Here is a 16250-nt window from a genome sequence, read left to right as displayed (position 1 = left end):
AGGATTCCTGTTGTAAAAGCTGTTTTCCCAAATAGCGTCCACGTGACAGATACCCTTAAGGTACGTCCGGCTTTAACGGACTTCAAAACAGCAATGTTCGGGTATTCAGTCAATCGGGTTTTACCTATGGAGATCTGTAAGCACATGAAGATAGCCAGACCTGTCAGTGCACTCAGCAAAAGCTGTAAAATGTACTGTAACGGGCTTGGGTTAGAAAAAATCGGTGGTTTTACTGACCACGATGGATTCAGCGGATAGATGTTAGGACTGAACGGCTTATCCTGACACCTTGAGTTTACCCAGTACCATGATCATCCGGTGATACTTTCGCCCTCACATGAAAATCTCCTGGTTCTGTACATTCCTGAAAAAGATAGCTGGCGAATTACCTGTGAAAAGATGGATGATGCTGGCTTTACCAGAGTTAAATCATCCTCCAGACTGGGACCGCAATGGCGTTACCTTCGATGACATAGATGGATACGGGGTTGTTATTCAAAACATGCACTGGGGCGAGCGCTGAGATTATTTTGCGGCCGAGTTGTTATGTTTAAAGTGGCAGAACTACCCTGTCATAATGATTTTGACGTCCGCTTTTCGCTGTGAGTTAAACCGCTCAAAGCGGACTTTGCCTGATGCACATATCCGCTTTGTGCAATAAGCCGTCACCGACCCACTAATGGCTCGCCGAGAACATCCTTTGAAGACTATGTACGTTTAATTACGATTTGAGCGTGTTGCGAAGAAGACAACCGCTGCTCCGATAGCGACGATTAACGTATCTTCAATCATGCCACTCCTGGTCTGCCCCATTCCTGCCATGGCTTTTTTGCGTGCCGCAAGCGTGACATAGGCAAGTGGCACAGCGGCAGAGATCGCAATCGCTGCCCCGGTTTTTTCTTCTCCGCTGGGTGCCAACGCAGCGCCCGCAATTCCTGCACTGGCCACACGTGCTGACAAGCCCAAAAACACGGTACGGTCTGGCGCTGATTTCATCTTGTCGCCAAACAGCTCACCCACCCCCATCGCTAACGCACCGTATTTGAAAAGCGGACGGTCCAGTAGCAGGAGTTTGCCCGATGTGTCGCGTCTGGCAAGGCGTGCTGCAGCGAGGGCCGCCATCGGCGTCATAGAACGGCAGCTGGCGACAAAGCCAATTAAGGCAGAATAAACAAACTCAGTTATTTTCATTAGTTATCTCCCGGATAAATCGAAGTTTATTATTTTTTAAGCTTTATTGGGGTGTAAGCCAGGAACATTCTGTTTAATTAACGCATTTACACGGTCACGTTATTTAAACGCTTTTCCTTTGAGCGCTGGGTTGCATCTTGCAATGCCATAAGGATTTTGCAACCGATGCACGTCTTACTTTGCCAGCAGAATGAAAATGTTGACTGCGGCGCGGCCTCCTGTGCAAATGACCACTGCAATACTCAGTATAGATGAACGGTTTGAGACAGCAGAAATGAGGGAAGCGGGAGACTCAAGAATGCGGACCGCACTTAATTGCCGAACAAAATCTCAGCGATACCCCTCTGGGATTATGGCCGTCAGGACGAGCGGCTACGTGCTTGCTGCATTAAATGGCATGACTGTTCACCAGGAAGAAATCATGCCGAACGTCCACTCTTTGCTCATAGCGAGCATTAGCGTGATGTCAGTCCACTTTGTGCTGTAGGTTCAACGGGTCGACGCAACGCTATCCTTAAAGAAGGGAGGATATTGCCATGAAACAAAGAATGCGCATTGACTACACTCCAGAACAGAAAACGACTATCTGGGCAGTAAAGAGGTGTAATGACTGCAAAATGTGGCGGTGCAAAGGCACTGCTGGATCTCGCCGTGTATGACAGTTTCACCAGGCTGCCAACGGCTGTGCTCTACGGATATCTGGCGTTGCTGGCACCCTGCCTGCCTGTCAGGGAATACAATAAAGGGATTTCTTCATATTTGTTTCGCAAGGATAGGGATCATTGAACATCACTATCTGCAAAAGATTTTCTGACTCAAGCCGCGGGTAATGAACCCGCATGTTTGATTCTGATTGATGGTTCGGAATTTTTGCTGTAAGCGGGGTTTGTTGAGAGGGTGTTATGTTTAAAATGATGAAAATATATTTACCGGCGGGTTAAGGCTAGCCTTATGCCCAATGCAATGAATGTAGCACCCACAATTCTATCCAGTAAATTTTGTAGCTTTCGGTTACCTGCAACAGCGCCTGCCGTGCCGCCAGCTAATATGGCAAATGTCACATCGGTCAAAAAAGCTATAAACGCATAAGTTAATCCCAGTAACAGAAAGGATGCCGCATGTTGTTCGCCTTCCGGCGTGACAAACTGAGGGAAAAATGAAATAAAGAAAAGGAGCACTTTGGGATTAGTTAATGTCGTGATGAACCCCCTGGACAGCAGCCTGCAGGCACTTACCTTCCTGGAGTTTTGGGGTGTGACATCTCCCCCGTCCTTTTTTCTTTTGAATGTTCCTAACAACATTTTTCCACCCAGGAACATCAGATAGCTCGCTCCAATGTACTTAATCGCGGTAAACATAACAGGAGAGGCAGTGATGAGGGCTGTCAGCCCTAAAGTGCTTGCAATCGCATGTGTGCAACTTCCTAACGCTACTCCAGAAGCTGAGACAATACCGGCGCGACGGCCGTTAGCAACGCTTTGTCCAATGACATAAGCCATATCAGGTCCGGGAGTTACAGAAAGCAAAAAACTGAAAAGGCAAAGAGTCCAAAATTTGTAATATCCAGCATGGCGACCTCAGATGTCTTTGGAATTTAATATTAATCCAACCGTATAACACTTAATTTTCCAGCTCAAGAATTTTGCTGGCCTCTCCTCACTAGCATAATTGATATTCTATTTTCGGCACCCGCCAACTAACTCTCAGATGAAATGCTGCTTAACACCGGAGGTCCGCTCTTCGCTCATAGAGGACATTGATCTATGCATCAGTCCGCTTTGTGCCATAAGCAGATGTTGTCGCCTTACTCGAATTAGATAGGTATGCTTAAAAATTTTTATGGCACATGCAAAAGGTTCGTAGAATAAAACTCACCAGGAAAAGCGATGACAATCATGCTGGCCTGCTCCAAAAAAACTGACTGGCGGCGTTATGTCGTTATTGTCAGTATGCCCGTCGCAGGTCGTCATGAGGATGCTGTGCCTGAAGCCTGTATTGCAGTCAAGCCTCGTGCCGAAAATTTCAGCGGTTACGGTGCATCAATAAAGCTGCTCAGACAAAGAGAGAGTTATGGCGAATATTATTGACGATAACTGGATTAGGATATCTGTGATATCAGCAATATTTAGTAGTCTCGTGGGTTCATTACTGGTTTTTATCTATCTTTCCCTGGGGAAAGACAGTGCACCGGTAGTGGGCCTCATATTTATATATTTTTTCATCGTTACGATGAGTATTATTGTGACCACGATGGGAACAATGATAATCGGCATGCCATTAGCGATGATTTCGAAGCGATTTTATCCTGATGCCGCCCTGAAGGGGAGCTTTTGTATCGTGTGCTCTGTGCTCTTCATGTGGCTGTTTGTACTGGCATGGCCTGTTATCAGGATATGTGAGGCGTCTTATTCTGATATTTTGCTTTTAAGCCCCTATGCTTTCTGTTCAGCTGCTGCACTTGCTTACCTGGTTTACTGGGAATGATGCGTATACATCAGATAGTGCAGACCGAAGGTAAACGGCGAACGCACCGCCTGGCATGAACGCTATTCAGCATATTTAATGTTGTTCCGGGCTCATGCATTCTATAGCAAAGCCCGCATTTAATTTTATGTCTGCCTGCATAGCACTGTTTGTCTGGGGTAAGGAGCGTAAATGGCCAGTGTCATCATTTTACATGTTCACCTGAAGTAGAGGTCAGGCCTGGGTTGTTTACCATCCTATCGACTTGCACCGGCTGAATTCAGTCTGTGGAACAATGAGCGCCATATGATTTTCTGCCATGCACTGTTTAAAAACTTCGTTTTTGTAATTTCCTATCTTTAAACCCAGCAGGGTGTTGATCCGTTCCGCTGCGTTTTTTTCAATGTAATAGCCACAATTTTCTTTTAAATACTTAGAGTTATCGCTCCCAGAAATCGACCGTCTCAGCTGGGCTTCAACTGTATTAACTGACTTATCCTGGGGTACGGCTTTTGCTGATTTCAAGCCAGAATAGAGTGGGTTGACCAGTAACTTCTGTGCAAATCGTTGATTTTCTCCGGTTAAATGGCCGGTTTTACACAATTGCAGATAGACCTGCGAAAGGCGTTGCTCCTCAGCGTCGGCAGCATGAGTGCATTCTTCCTGGACTTGTTCATCAGACTTAGCCGGATGTTTTTCAGTGGACCTCCAGTAACTATTTTTAAAGTCCGGAACCGTGCCTTCAAAGCTGCCAAAAGGGCACAATGCACTGGCACAACCCAGTAAAAACATGGGTACGCACGTCAGCATCAGAATACGTAACAGGGGAAAGGTTTTAAGACTGCTTTTATTCATATTATTCTCATTTTATTTAGCTTCGGAGAGAAGGTACGGACAATGTAATTATTTTGAAAGACTGCGTTCAGATGAGGCCCGGTCTTCTGCATAGAGTAACATAATCGGGGCAGACCTCGCTTTTTAGGGCAAGTTCGCATATCGATCTAAGTTAAGAAGGGGGCATGATATTTTATCAATTCTCACTCTCACACCGGCTGCGCGCTATTCTGTTTCCTGCCTGCACCTTTGCTGCGTGTCGTCAGAGTGTGGCCTCATTCACTAATTTCAGATAACGGTAACCCGATATATTTCTGCCGCTAACCACGCAGACGACCTTACGTCCACTCAATTCTTTTGCATAACGAAGGACTGCCGCAATTGCAGGTGCTCCCGAAGGTTCAATAACATGGCTGTGCTGATTCAGCATTAACAGCATCGCTGCTTTGATCCCGGCTTCTGAAACAATAAGAACACGATCAACGCGGTCGCGTACAAGGGGCCAGGCTATTGCTTCAGGCTCAATATAGCCACTGATGCCTTCGGCGATTGACGGGGATAATTCAACCGGGATCGTTTGGCCAGCCTCTTTCCAGTGTGCAAAAGTTGGGCTGGCTTCACTTTGAATTGCCCACACTTCGGCTGCAGGGTTGATAGCTTTGACGGCCGTCGCAATACCTGACGCCAGCCCGCCGCCGCCAATATTTACGAGAATGACGTCAGCGTCTGCCCAGTCTTCCATTATTTCCAGACCGACGGTGCCGGCTCCGGCTATCATCTGCTCATTATCGTAGGCGGAGACAAACGTCGCTCCGGACTCCTGCGCAGCCACAATCGCGGCCTGTCTCGCCTCTTCAATATTTTCAAAGAACGTAACCTGAGCACCATAGCTTTTCATTGCTGAGACCTTAATCGGGTCTGCTGAATAGGGCAGAAATATGGACACCGGTACACCTGCTGCGTGACCCGCGCAGGCAAGCCCCAGGCCATGATTTCCCGCCGTCGGGGCAATGACGCCGGCAATGCGCTGGTCTGGATTAAGACTGGCAATGACGTTTGCAGCCCCCCTCAGTTTAAAGCTACCCGTATGCTGAAGACTCTCCATCTTGAGCCTGACCTCTGCTCCTGCAAGAGAAGACAGCGCCTGCGAAAGCTGCAGCGGGGTTCTGCAAACCGTTGTTTTGATGCGCGCGGAAGCAGCATAAATCGCCTTCAGCGTGACACTGTCCATTGGTCTTTGTGTGTGGTTTGTCATAATATGACCTCAGAGTTTATATAGGAAAATAACTATATAGGAGATTGGCTATATGAACAATCCTGAAACATCAATGGCAGACCTTTTCCGCGCTCTCGGCAATGAGCACCGGCTCGTGATGGTGGAGTGGCTTTCCGATCCCAGGTCGCATTTTCCGGAACAGCAGGATGGCGATCTGGTTGAGGATGGGGTGTGTGTCGGGTTTATTACCGAAAAGATTGGTCTCAGTCAGCCGACCGTGACAGGCCTACACAGAACTTGCTGCTCTCTCCTGTATATTCCTTCTCTTTATATTAATTATCTTGCTTTGGGTGCATATAACGAGATTAAACACAGCGATAAAGGATAAAAATATTTTCATATCCGCCATATATCACGAACTGTCAGGCTCCATTCAGAAAATTCAGTTATCATAGATATGATTGATGTCAGAGGAGATATCTTAAACTCAGAAAAATATCTGGCAAAAATCACGTATCATTCTAATAAACTTTACCTTCAAACTAAAGAAATACTAGAATTTTCAAAAATTGAAATCGGTAACGTTGGCCTAAGTAATGTTAGCTTTTATACAGAAGACGCTTTAAATGCAGGTTTATCTCTCTATAATGAAAGCAATGCAAATAAAATTGAGTGCAGCGTATACCCGGAGAATGTTCTCATTAATGCTGATAAGCAAAAAATCATATCCATAATCCATAACATTATAGATAATGCAAACAAAAACACACATTCTGGATTGATTAGAGTAAAGCTCAGGATCACGAATTCTCACTTATTTTTAAGAGTGAGTGACACAGGCTGCGGATTTGACACTAAAAAACTTCCTCTTCTTTTCAAACCATTTAATCAGGGCGTCGAAAATGAAACGCGGCAAGGTTTAGGATTGGGACTGTCGATTGTTAATAGCTACCTTAAAACAATGAAAGGAAGAATCAGTGCGCATTCAGAGATTGGTAAAGGCTCTACTTTCATGGTCAGAATCCCGATTACCATTGTAAATTGATTTCATGAAAATAAAATGAAGTCCGGTCTTTCCGGACTTCTCTATTACTCAACAATAAAGTGCTTACTCTCCGCCTTATCTTCTGCAGAGCTCATACCTGTCAGATTCTGGTCAATCATCTCTTCAAGAGCCTGTGGCCCGGACTCACCGCGTATATGCAGATACATTTCCGTCAGCATCGCCATCATGATGCTGGTTCCCTCACGCGTTCCTGCAACACGACGTATTAAGTCACGGTTAAATTCCTCTATATCGAACTTATTTCCTTCACCCTGGTGTTTTTTGACCATCAGACCGATACCCACCAGTTCATTCACCACAGAGGAGAAGTTAACCTCACCGTGGGTTGCACCGTTCTGCAGCTCTATCTGCACCAGCTCCTGGACTTCTCTTTCGGTTTTTTCTTTGAAGTAAATATTTCTGCGTGCCATTACGGTATTCCCTGTAAGACAGAGTTAAATTTACCCTGCCTTTTGATTGATTTATTTATAAATATTGCCTTCATAGCGCAAGCCTGACTGCTCATTTGGATAATTTTACTCTTACTGTATTATTTACCCCGGTTTCAGTGTGTGTCAATCCAGCACTGTTCATTTAAGCCAGAGGGTGTGTTAATCAGGCACTGCACCTCAATTCTGTGTGTGTTAATCCGGCACTGTGCACAATTTTCATACGTAATTTACGGCTAAAATCTATGAATGATGTGTGTCAATCCGGCACCATAGCGGCTTTTGATGTGTGTCAATCCGGCACTACAGCCCTTTTTTATGTGTGTTAATCCGGCACTGCACACTGACATACCATGCATAACATTATGTTTTTAATCAATAGCCACAATCAGCACACACTACAGTGCCGTTTACAGTGCCTAATTAACACACAATCCAGCACCGTAATGACACACAATCCGGCACTGCATAAACACACAATCCGGCACTGTAAGGTGTGTTAATTAACACACAATTTCCATCACACTTCGAAAAAACAGCTAAAAAATAAAGTTAAACTCATGTTTTTAAACAACTAAACTGCAAGATTTTATCTTGCGTGAGGTGTGATGAAATTTTACCTCTGAAGAGCGGCTTGTTAATTAACCCTGTCTTACTGAATTCTTTATATCCAGGACGAAGTTCGTCACATGCCCGTCAGCGCACTGTGCGCGTCTGTAACGAATTATCTTGCAAGTGATGATCTGAGCGCGTATTTTTCACCCGAACCCGCCTGGCACATTACGCGCACGCACGTGAGATTATCAGAATGAAATGGTCAGCTTTGTTCGGGCTTGCCGCTGTATTCAGCGCGCAGGCCGCGCCGGAAATGTGTTTCACAAAGGCCGGTCGGGATTTCGGTATTGATCCACGTCTGCTGATGGCGCATTCCATTCAGGAATCACGCATGCGTAACAACGCACTGAATACTAAAAGCAGCGGCGGCACGCATGACGTCTGCAATATGCAGATAAACAGCTCTCACTTTAGCCAGCTAAAGAAGTTCGATATTACGCGGGAAAGGCTGCTGAAAGATCCGTGCATCTGCATTTATACCGGTGCATGGATCGAGGCAAGAAACTTCAGGCAGTACGGCAGGAACTGGGACAGCGTCGGGATGTACAACACCGGCCCGAACCCGAAGCTGATCAGACAGCGTCGCGAATATGCGGCCATTATCAAAAGTATTTACCGCGTGCTGATTGCACGGGATGAGGTTTATACCGCAATAGCGCAGCGGAATAAAAAATCGCCCTCGCCGGAAACGTTTCTGGCTGCGGACGTGATGCCTGACAAAAAATAACCCCGGCGCGCCGGGGTTATTTTTATGATTTGAGTTTTGCGAACTCCTCCGCCATTTTCCACAGCGCCTGATTCAGCTTTATATCGCCGTCGATGCCGGTTACCGGACGGGTGGTGGTTCTTTTTCCCTTCGCAGTTCTGCCGGGCACACCCCCCTTAATCAGATTCTCCTGCACGATATTAAACGCGGTCCACAGGTCGGTGCCTTTGTCATACCAGGCACGCGGCTGAATAATACGCTCAGCAGACACCGGCGGCTCTTTTCCGTCATATTTATATTCCAGCGCCAGCTGCCCCAGCAGGCGGCGTTCTTCGCTGTTAACCTGAATACCTTTCATCATGCCGATATTATTTTCGACCTTATCAAACACGCCCAGCACCTCATAAGCGCCTTCAATAACCTGCGACACAATATCACCTTTGTGCGGCACGCTGATTTCACCAAATGATTTCCAGCACACCAGGCCATTCGTGCAGACCTGCCGGAAAATACCGGGGATCATTTTATAACTGCTGGAGCCGTCATGGCTGTTCAGCAATACAATTTCCGGCACCTCTTCGCCGCCGTTGTTATTTCCACGGCGCAGGCGGATCATGTGTTTGGTAAATTCACGGCGCTCCGGATCGCGCACGCGCGACTGGCTGGCAAAAAAGGGCTCAAATCCTTCTTCACGCAGTTTATCCAGCAGCGTAATCGTCGGAATATAGGTATAACGCTCAGAACGCGAATCATGCTTTTCTGCAGAAAACGCGCTCGGAACAATGCGCATCAGCTCGTCGTTATTCAGCGGGCTGTTTTTACGGATAGCGGTCGGGGCGGCATAGCGGGAAGCAAAACGGACCATAATTAATTACCTCTTAAATTTGAGTGTCAGCAGTGAAATAAAAAACGATTTATAAAGCGGCCAGCACTTCGCGGAATATCAGGTAACCGGTGTCGTACTCATACAGCGCCAGCGGCCAGCCGTTGTGCAGGTAAACGATCGCCGCTTCAGGCTCCTCCGTGGGCTCCTCCAGCGCATCGAGCTCAGCCAGCTGCGCACCATTAACCCCGCTGATGCCGGTGAACACGCCGTGCCTGTGCAGGTGATCGTACAGATCGCGAAACTGCGCCGGACTGAGCGCCCCGCCCTGCTTTTCAGCGCATGTTTTGGGAGATTCTGGCGTGGCGGTGTTGACGTTGACGTTCTGTGTGTTCATGGCATTTCTCCTGCTCAGGTGGGTTGTCATGTTTCGGTCGATCCAGTCGCGGCAGAGGGCAAAGGAGCAACGGCAGGCGGCAGGTGCAAGGGCGCCGCAGGCGTGCATTTCACCCTTGCAGCTGACGAATGACGGTGCTACGACCAGCCCTCCGCGCCTGGACTGACCGGAACAGGCCCGCCGCGCGCGAAAACGGCACGAACACACCCCGGACGGCTCTGCCGGTCCGGTCCTCAGCGGCCACGGCCTTTCGTGGCCAGTGAACGCACCGGCGACAGCCGGTTGCAGGGGTTGCGTCAGGATGGAAACCCGCTGGCCCGGAACGGGTCCGGGCAGAGACGGCCTGCCGGCTCTGTGCGCAGCATGACAGCCGCCCGGACGCCCGGTGTAACGGCTTTTGACCGTGCGGGACACAGCATTCCGGGTCGATTAAGGGGTCTGTCGTGGTGTTGATGACGTTGATTTTCAGTAAGAATCCAGGTTTTCATGCGCATACACGCTGTCTTTTTTCCCTGCAGCGCACTGCAGGGAAGCCATCATTTATCCTCTCAGACGTGAAAACTGCCAGTGACAGAACGGGCTGTATTCGTCAGCCACCGGCAGGTTCTGCTGCGCATATTTACTCAGCCCCCCATGCTCAGACCAGAACAGTTCAAGCGCTGCGGCATTCAGGTCGCCTTCAACCTTATAAACGTTAGTCGTCTGGTATTCAGTGTTCTCCGCATACTCTTCTTCGCCGATCGGATTGGCTGAATGCACGATCCGCGTTTCATAAGTCTCCGGTGTTGCGCCTGCCGCCAGGGCATAGACAGAAACCGTGACCAGCAGTTTTTCGTGCGCGTTAATCAGCAGCATCTCAATTCCTGAACGGAATTTTCCCGTATGAAATTCCGCCTCTTCGCGCGTTAAGGTTGCCGCAATCAGGAACTCCAGATTCATAGAAAAATCGCTACGCAGCGCCGCCGTGTTGACATTGAACTGCGGGACAGTCCGTGTAAAACAGACTGCGACGTAAAGCGCGCCGTATAGCCTCATAGCTGTTCTCTTCTGATGATTTTGCCGTGAAAGACGATGATTCTTTAGATTCTGCAGCCGTGGTGTTGACGTTCTGCTGTGACATGTTGTGTCTCCCGTGTGGTTTATCTGATGTTTCTCTGAGTTCCTTGCCGTGAAGGCAGAACGGGCTCGCGGGCATCAGGCTGAACGCAGGGGGAAACGGCAAAGCCGCAGCCCGCAGGGACCGGGTGACGCCGTTTAGCATGCGTCCCTTGCGTGAAGACGGCCGCGTGCCAGGTTTCTGCACGGCGAAGGGATTCAGGAAACTAAACTGAACGCGGAAGATGAACAGAGCACAGCCCCGGACGGCGGCTCTTTGCCAGTCCGGTCTTCAGCGGCCCCGTTTTCGGGGCCAGTGAACGCACCGGCGACAGCCGGTTGCAGGGGTTGCGTCAGGATGGAAACCCGCTGGCCCGGAACGGGCCCGGGCAGAGACGGCCTGCCGGCTCTGTGCGAAGCATGACAGCCGCCCGGACGCCCGGCACAGCAGCATTCTGTCTGTGCGGCACGGGCAGAAATGGCCGTTATGATCACGTATTACGCCAGGAAATAAGCCTGAAAAGGTGGTTGCTGGCACCGTTCTGATAGTTACTGTTATCAGGAGCGATGCGGCCGCGGCGCCGTCAGGCGCGCGCCCTGCCGCTTGCGCGCCGAAGGCGCAGGGGGTTTTGCGCACCAGGAGGGTGGCGGCGGGCCTCCCTGCCCGGCCCCTTTGTTACTGGTTTACGGCGAGGTATGCGCGCCTGAGTGCCGCCTGAATCGCGTCCGTTTCTCTGTCAGCGCCTGCATCCGGCAGCCTGCCCGCCGCCTGCATCAGTATTTCAAGATCGCCCGCTGACAGGGTCACGGGCCGGCTGCGCTGTCCGGCGGCGTAGCGGATATTATCAGCCAGCTCGCGGAGGGTTTCGGCTCCCACGCCCGCCTCGTGCTGCGCATCCCTGTCCCACGTGGAGAGGTCACAGACGATTTCGGCGGCGGTTTCCGCCGTTACGTGCTCCTCCCCCATAACCCGTATCACGTCTTCTTTACGCCAGATAATCAGCGTAATCTTCCTGTCGCCCTCAAACTGAATTTTCAGGTCGTTACACAGCTGACTTACGGTTCCGTACAAGGTTCTCTCCTTACCGGGGCGGCCCTGCCGCCCCGTGCTGTCAGATATATGTTTATTCGCCGCTCTGCTCTCTCAGCAGCGCGCTGATCCGAAAGAGCGCCGCCGTTTCCGCCGGGAAGCGGCGGGCAGATGCCCCTTCTCCGTTCTGCGCATCCTCAAGCCTCATGAAGTCCCACGCCACCCTGATCGCCGTCTCAAGCGCGGCGGCGGGCACGGTCGCCACGCGGGCCTGCTTTTCCTCCTCGCGGATGTTTTCCAGCACGGCCTGGAGCGTTTCCAGACTCACGCCATAATCGTGCTGTGCGTCCAGCCCGCTGATTTGCTGCACGATATCAGCGGCGGTTTTTTCCGTTACGCTTTCGTCGTCAAGAACGGCCAGCACGTCCTCTTTTGTCCAGACAATCAGCGTCATGAGTTCGTCAGATTTGTAACGCTGTAATAATCGGGCGCAGAGTTCGTTAACGGTTCCGTACATGGATTTTTCCTCTTAAGAGGGGCGGCCATGCCGCCCCGTGATTTATCAGTTCAGGGCGCAGAAAATGGCGGCGGCTTCGGGATGGGTTTTCACGCACTCCATCAGCTGGCGGTGGCGCTGGCAGAAATGCGCACTCAGTTCTTCGTCGTCGTGGCGGTCGTACAGCCAGCTGCGATGGTTAAGAACCAGCGCCGTGATGATGATCCCCGCCGCGTCGGCGCTGATTTCCAGCTCCGTCCAGTGGTACGGATTGGAGTACATGTAGCGTTCCTCGCCTTCCGGCTTCATGTATCCGCCGCCGCCCGGCAGCTGTACGAAGTCCCAGACCGTGCCGTCATAGTTCGCCAGGTAGCGGCTGGCGTAGAGGTACACGTTGTTTTCGGCCTGCGCGTAATCGTGACCAAACAGGGAAGGCAGAAAACGCAGGCTGACAAAATCGGCCAGAACAGACGCCGGCTGTAAAACGTGGGGTTGTGTGTTCATCAGACATCTCCGCAGTCAGAGGGGGTTAAAGTTCCGGCCTGTGCCGTGACTGAATGACAGCCCGGCGGAAAGCGGAGTGTTCAGGAGCGACACCGCAGGCCGCAGCGCAAGCGAGCGGGAGACGGGATTACGCACGGCGCTGGCGCGAATTTCTGAGCGGCGGCGCGACGGAAGTAAGCGCGGCGGAGCGAGTGCGAACGGGCGAGCAGTTGTGTTTGATGTCAACTTGGGAGGGGGTTAGAAGTCGCGCAGTGGTTGCAGGTGATGAACGTCCGCTATGAGCGAAAAGCGGACGTAAGGTCTGAACCGCTTGGATTTTTTCGCTTACTGCTAATGCGTATTGCCCGTTGGCCGAATCAATAGAGTTAATTCAAGGCAGACGTCACTGCTTTTATTGTGTCGACGAACAACCGCAGTGCAACCGGCATATGGCGGTTTTGCGGAAAGTAGAGTGCGAGGCCCTGCGACAAGGTTGTCCAGTCTTCCAGTAACCTAACCAGCCGCTTTGTGTCGAGACCCTGCCGGGCGTAGGGCTCTGGCACATACGCCACGCCTAATCCTGCAACAGCCGCTTCCACCATCAATGCGCTGTTGTCCAGGGTCAGGCTGCCCGGCACATCCAGCGCAAACTGTTGCTCATGCTGCTTATATTCCCAGTGATAACGTTTTCCGCCCGGCAGACGCTGGCGCAGACATGTATGTTGCATCATGTCATGCGGATGCCGGACTTTCGGACGCCCGGTCAGGTAACCGGGCGATGCTACGGTAACGAAGCGCAGAGGGCCACTCAGAGGAATTGCTACCATGTCTTTAGGTACATCTTCAATCAGCCTGATGCCCGCATCAAACCCCGTCGCTACGATGTCCACCAGTTGTCCCTGTGCGGCTAAATCAATCTCAATCCCTGGCTTTTGCTGGATAAATGCTGGCAATACCGTTTCCAGCAGAAGGCTGATTGCCGCATCGCTGGCGCTGATGCGCAGCGTACCGTAAGGCTGCTGAGCGCTGGCGGTGACGTCATTCAGCAATTCATCCATTTCCGCCAGCAAGGGGGTGAGACGCGCAATCAGCATTTCACCCGCTTCGGTCAGCGCAACGCTACGTGTTGTGCGATGGAACAACTGCACGCCAAGTGTTGCCTCCAGCCCTTTGATCATATGGCTAAGCGTTGAACGTTTAAGTCCGAGCACTTCAGCAGCGCGACTAAAGCTGCGCTGTCCGGCAATGACTTTTACAGCCTGCAGTTCATTCCAGGAAGGTCGCTTCATTGTTGGATATTTCTCACCACCTCATTCTTATTTGTGGAGATTATGCCACCAATAATCCGGTTTATGATGTTATCTGACTTACTAAACGGAGATGACATAATGAAAACCTGGCTAATAACCGGCGCATCCAGCGGCCTGGGTCGCCTGATGTGTGAAATGCTACTGGCCCGAGGTGATCGGGTATTCGCAAGTGTTCGAAATAGAACTGCTCTGGATGACCTGGAAGCAACATACGGCGAAAATTTGCAGGTGATGATGCTTGATCTCAGTAGGTCAGCGACGATAAAACCCACTGTTGAAGCTGCGTTCGCTCAGGCGGGACGGATTGATATTGTGGTAAGCAACGCGGCGTACGGCCTGTTTGGCGCAGCCGAAGAATTGAGCGACACGCAAATTGAGCGACAGATTGCCACCAATCTCACGGGTTCGATTCAGCTTATCCGCGCGGCGATTCCGTTTTTGCGACAGCAGGGCGGCGGTCGTATCGTGCAGGTTTCGTCAGAAGGCGGCCAGATTGCTTATCCCAACTTCAGTTTGTATCACGCGACTAAATGGGGAATTGAAGGTTTTGTCGAAGCGGTCCGGCAGGAAGTCGCGGCGTTCGGCATTGACTTTTTGCTGGTTGAACCGGGGCCGACGGCAACGCAGTTTGGTACGGGACTGGATATTGCTGATGCCCTGCCGGCTTATCACAATACGCCGGCAGGCGAACTGCGGTCGGCATTGATGTCTGGTGAGTTTGCGATCAAAGGCGATGCTGAAAGATGCGTGACAGCTATGATTGCCGCGGCTGATGCTGCCAGCCCCCCATTACGTCTGCCGCTGGGCAGTACAGCCTATGACAATATTGAAGCCGCGTTAAAAATGCGTCTGAGCGCACTGCAGGCAATGAAAGCCGTGGCACATGGTGCAGATCGCCAGTGAAATGTAAGCGGTTATGCCAGATGAAGTGGAAGGCAAACACCTGTGATGCGCTCAATTTATGTCCGAAACCAAAACGCCAACGTCCGCTTCTGGCACAAAGCGGCCCCTCTATTCATTCAGATTGAACAGAGTTACGTATCGTCTGCTTCATCCAGACTCGTAAATTGTCTCTTCAGCTGTATATCCAGTCCTTTTGGTCCCTGAACATAGCATTGAGTATCGTTATGAATTTCCTGATACAGGCTGTGATCGCGACTTTTTTTACTTTTCCACGTGAAATGAGGGATGTATAGAAGTCTTTAATCTGAGGGTTATATCGAACCGCGGAAAGCATCGCCATATAGAGTGTTGCCCGCAGGCCAGCCCTGCCTCCCCAGATAGCCCTTTTGCCGCGAAGCTGCCCGCTGTCCCTGTCATACGGGCATACACCGACCAGCGCCGAAATCTGCCTGCGCGTCAGCGCCCCCAGCTCAGGAAGCTGGCTCAGGATCGCTGCCTGGGTTACTGGCCCAACGCCCTTAACTTTTTCAAGAATTTTTCGCTTTGAAGATAGCGCAGTATTCTGATTAAGCTGGTATTTTATTTCCTGTTCCAGAGTACTAATTTGTGAGTTAAGCCAGGCGATGTGCTCTACAATCCCCGTCTCAATATATATCCCGTTTTTTTCCTGCAGTCTGTTAGTTTCCATGACGCGATTTTGTACCAGCTGACGCCGCCGGGTAAGAAGCAGTGCCAAATCCTGAAGCTCTTTGTCCCTGGCAGGTCTGAATTCCGGTTTCATCCGACGACCATATTCGCAGATTATCCTGGCATCGATAGAATCGCTTTTTGCCACCTTACCCATTGCCCTGGCAAAATTCTTTATCTGTCGCGGATTAATGACAGCGACAGGTAGATCCGCTGAAATCAGCATTGATTCAGCAAGAGAGTGATATCGGCTTGTAGCTTCCATGATAACCCCCGATATATGAAGACCTTCCAGCTCCTTCAGCAGCTGTATGATGCCGGAGGCGGAATTTTCCAGATGTATCAGTCGCTCGCTGGTATCAATAAAGACATCTAAAGCGAACTTTGATACGTCAATACCAACAGTTGTTTTATCGATCATTTCAGTTCTCCCTGCCTTGCAGATACGGGCTTCTGACGCACCAGGCAATTGTTCGGGCTATAGCTGAAAGTGATGCTGCGCATAAT

18 protein-coding genes and 2 pseudogenes are annotated in these 16250 nt (G+C 50.4%); 7 read left to right on the top strand and 13 right to left on the bottom strand.

Translation table 11 applies throughout. From position 1 onward, the window contains the following. Positions 1–126: 126 nt before the first annotated feature. Positions 127–523, top strand: a pseudogene (locus tag ACX8ZY_RS22885) (VOC family protein). A gap of 194 nt (positions 524–717) precedes the next feature. On the opposite strand, the gene ACX8ZY_RS22880 reads toward ACX8ZY_RS22885, so the two are convergent. Then, the gene (locus ACX8ZY_RS22880; RefSeq protein WP_337011004.1) at positions 718–1191 is read right to left on the bottom strand and encodes a hypothetical protein; all 474 of its coding nucleotides are present in this window, start codon (positions 1189–1191) and stop codon (positions 718–720) included. Between the two features lie 926 nt (positions 1192–2117). After that, positions 2118–2761 (bottom strand): annotated as a pseudogene (locus ACX8ZY_RS22875) (LysE family translocator). Between the two features lie 316 nt (positions 2762–3077). Here ACX8ZY_RS22875 and ACX8ZY_RS22870 point away from each other — a divergent pair. Both ACX8ZY_RS22870 and ACX8ZY_RS22865 read left to right on the top strand, forming a co-directional pair. Further along, on the top strand, positions 3078–3278 hold the full coding sequence (locus ACX8ZY_RS22870; RefSeq protein ID WP_313679458.1) for a hypothetical protein: 201 nt from the start codon (positions 3078–3080) through the stop codon (positions 3276–3278). Next, on the top strand, positions 3262–3675 hold the full coding sequence (locus tag ACX8ZY_RS22865; RefSeq protein WP_459261372.1) for a hypothetical protein: 414 nt from the start codon (positions 3262–3264) through the stop codon (positions 3673–3675). The genes ACX8ZY_RS22870 and ACX8ZY_RS22865 overlap by 17 nt, the downstream gene beginning before the upstream one ends. A 228-nt stretch (positions 3676–3903) precedes the next feature. Here the strand turns inward: ACX8ZY_RS22865 and ACX8ZY_RS22860 are convergent, their stop codons facing one another. Then, positions 3904–4509, bottom strand: coding sequence for a hypothetical protein (locus tag ACX8ZY_RS22860; protein ID WP_459261370.1), 606 nt, complete (start codon positions 4507–4509; stop codon positions 3904–3906). A gap of 241 nt (positions 4510–4750) precedes the next feature. Then, positions 4751–5743, bottom strand: a complete 993-nt coding sequence (locus ACX8ZY_RS22855; RefSeq protein WP_346529466.1) for a threonine ammonia-lyase — start codon at positions 5741–5743, stop codon at positions 4751–4753. Between the two features lie 52 nt (positions 5744–5795). Here ACX8ZY_RS22855 and ACX8ZY_RS22850 point away from each other — a divergent pair, with 52 nt between their 5' ends. Beyond that, positions 5796–6092 carry an ArsR/SmtB family transcription factor gene (locus tag ACX8ZY_RS22850; protein WP_346529464.1) on the top strand — a complete coding sequence of 99 codons (297 nt, stop codon included), beginning with the start codon at positions 5796–5798 and terminating at the stop codon, positions 6090–6092. Between the two features lie 69 nt (positions 6093–6161). After that, a complete protein-coding gene (locus tag ACX8ZY_RS22845) occupies positions 6162–6749 on the top strand; it encodes a sensor histidine kinase (RefSeq protein WP_346529462.1) in 588 nt (195 codons plus the stop codon). A gap of 44 nt (positions 6750–6793) precedes the next feature. On the opposite strand, the gene ACX8ZY_RS22840 is transcribed toward ACX8ZY_RS22845, so the two are convergent. Continuing rightward, on the bottom strand, positions 6794–7180 hold the full coding sequence (locus ACX8ZY_RS22840; RefSeq protein WP_167433397.1) for a relaxosome protein TraM: 387 nt from the start codon (positions 7178–7180) through the stop codon (positions 6794–6796). 826 nt (positions 7181–8006) lie between these two features. Between ACX8ZY_RS22840 and ACX8ZY_RS22835 the strand changes: the two genes are divergently transcribed. Beyond that, entirely contained in the window at positions 8007–8540 is a 534-nt protein-coding gene (locus ACX8ZY_RS22835) for a lytic transglycosylase domain-containing protein (RefSeq protein ID WP_346529459.1), read from the top strand. Between the two features lie 22 nt (positions 8541–8562). Here the strand turns inward: ACX8ZY_RS22835 and ACX8ZY_RS22830 are convergent, their stop codons facing one another. From ACX8ZY_RS22830 to ACX8ZY_RS22800, 7 genes are all read right to left on the bottom strand, one after another. Continuing rightward, a complete protein-coding gene (locus ACX8ZY_RS22830) occupies positions 8563–9384 on the bottom strand; it encodes a DUF932 domain-containing protein (RefSeq protein ID WP_129063673.1) in 822 nt (273 codons plus the stop codon). 49 nt (positions 9385–9433) lie between these two features. Beyond that, the gene (locus tag ACX8ZY_RS22825) at positions 9434–9739 is read right to left on the bottom strand and encodes a hypothetical protein (RefSeq protein WP_346529457.1); all 306 of its coding nucleotides are present in this window, start codon (positions 9737–9739) and stop codon (positions 9434–9436) included. Between the two features lie 540 nt (positions 9740–10279). Continuing rightward, a complete protein-coding gene (locus ACX8ZY_RS22820; protein ID WP_346529455.1) occupies positions 10280–10678 on the bottom strand; it encodes a hypothetical protein in 399 nt (132 codons plus the stop codon). An 832-nt stretch (positions 10679–11510) separates the two neighbouring features. Then, positions 11511–11906, bottom strand: a complete 396-nt coding sequence (locus ACX8ZY_RS22815) for a DUF1380 family protein (protein ID WP_346529452.1) — start codon at positions 11904–11906, stop codon at positions 11511–11513. A 52-nt stretch (positions 11907–11958) separates the two neighbouring features. After that, positions 11959–12381 (bottom strand): DUF1380 family protein, encoded by a 423-nt coding sequence (locus ACX8ZY_RS22810; RefSeq protein WP_459261457.1) that lies wholly within the window; start codon positions 12379–12381, stop codon positions 11959–11961. A gap of 45 nt (positions 12382–12426) precedes the next feature. After that, positions 12427–12864 (bottom strand): antirestriction protein, encoded by a 438-nt coding sequence (locus ACX8ZY_RS22805; protein ID WP_187514191.1) that lies wholly within the window; start codon positions 12862–12864, stop codon positions 12427–12429. Positions 12865–13229: 365 nt separating this feature from the next. After that, positions 13230–14132: a LysR family transcriptional regulator gene (locus ACX8ZY_RS22800; RefSeq protein WP_337016320.1), complete on the bottom strand. Its 903-nt coding sequence runs from the start codon at positions 14130–14132 to the stop codon at positions 13230–13232. 99 nt (positions 14133–14231) lie between these two features. Between ACX8ZY_RS22800 and ACX8ZY_RS22795 the strand changes: the two genes are divergently transcribed. Beyond that, on the top strand, positions 14232–15056 hold the full coding sequence (locus ACX8ZY_RS22795) for an SDR family oxidoreductase (RefSeq protein ID WP_337016322.1): 825 nt from the start codon (positions 14232–14234) through the stop codon (positions 15054–15056). 172 nt (positions 15057–15228) lie between these two features. Here the strand turns inward: ACX8ZY_RS22795 and ACX8ZY_RS22790 are convergent, their stop codons facing one another. Then, positions 15229–16164 (bottom strand): transposase, encoded by a 936-nt coding sequence (locus ACX8ZY_RS22790; protein WP_337016268.1) that lies wholly within the window; start codon positions 16162–16164, stop codon positions 15229–15231. Between the last annotated feature and the right edge of the window lie 86 nt (positions 16165–16250).

The sequence above is a fragment of the Pantoea sp. XAF26B01_ASV70 genome, assembly GCF_054512635.1.
Note: the sequence above shows the minus strand (reverse complement) of the source record. Positions and strands in the feature narration are given on the sequence as shown.